This window comes from Alkalibacterium iburiense, assembly GCF_039521845.1.
GTDB lineage: Bacteria > Bacillota > Bacilli > Lactobacillales > Carnobacteriaceae_A > Alkalibacterium > Alkalibacterium iburiense.
Genome location: NZ_BAAACW010000178.1, coordinates 1 through 1,069, shown reverse-complemented (window position 1 = coordinate 1,069; position 1,069 = coordinate 1). Strand labels below are relative to the sequence as shown.

At 35.9% G+C, this 1,069-nt stretch carries 1 protein-coding gene; it reads right to left on the bottom strand.

What is annotated here, in order from left to right:
* Nucleotides 1–940: transposase (locus ABDZ53_RS12850; protein WP_343757153.1), on the bottom strand; the 940-nt coding region annotated here is incomplete at its 3' end.
* Between the last annotated feature and the right edge of the window lie 129 nt (nt 941–1,069).

Genomic DNA, 1,069 nt, shown 5'->3' with positions numbered 1-1,069 from the left:
CACGAAACAGCTCTTCAATTCGCCAGCGAGTAATATAACTTTTTAGGATTCGAAGGACATCGTCCTTTCCTTTAATCGAATGGTTCGTTAATAATTTCATGGGTTTTGCCCCATAACCATACACGACAACCATATAGAGAGGCGTATCTTGTAGAACGGGTAGTTTTACTTTAATATGGCTAACCTTTAAGTGATATTTTTCGCCTTGAATCTCTGTCTTAAAGTTGATTTTTCCTTTTCGGCGATTCGCTAAATCCGGCACTTTTATTCGACGGTTTTTATGGAGTAAATAACGATTATCATTCAGACGAGTAATAAAGTGATGCCCGAGCTCTTCAACATACTCATAGATCATGTTTCGGTCATAACCGCGATCCATCACGAAAGTTGCCTTTTTCTTTCCTAAAAAAGTGTGGACGGTATTAAAGCCTTTGGCTATTTCTATATTCTGACTTTGAAAATCTTCTTCTTTGGAAGAGTACAAATGATTATAAAGCGGTAAGGGATGTTTGGTTTTCGGAGTAGCCATTGAAAAATTAAGGGTAGGATAACCTTTTTCTAGCACATTTTTTGAGGCATCACGCACTAGCGCTAAGTCTTCCATTTTTTCAGCATATGGTTTAACGATTTCTGATTCATCAACAATAACCAAAGGGTTATCCGGAATAGATGTTTTTAAAGTATTTAAGTAGTTTCGATGGACCTGTTTCAAATCGTTTTCTTCAGCAGCATTACGAGATAAGCGCTTAATGGTGTACTGTAAATCAATCTTTTCTTCTAAGGCTCGTGCAATATCTGATAATAGTGTGTTTTGCGCCTTAGACATTCCATATAAAATATCACTGTAAAATTTCTTTCGCGGTTTCGAAAGACCTTTGGTCAATTTTTCTAAAAAAGTAAGTAAATTTCGCTTCATTTGATAAATTTCCGTAGATTTCATGGTAGAATAACCTCAGTTCCTGTTTTTGTTTTTTTGTTTTGTTGTGACTCAATTATAACATGGAACAGGATGCAAATAGTCCACAGATTTATACTGTGGACAGCTAAAAAGTCCGAGGAATCCATGTTT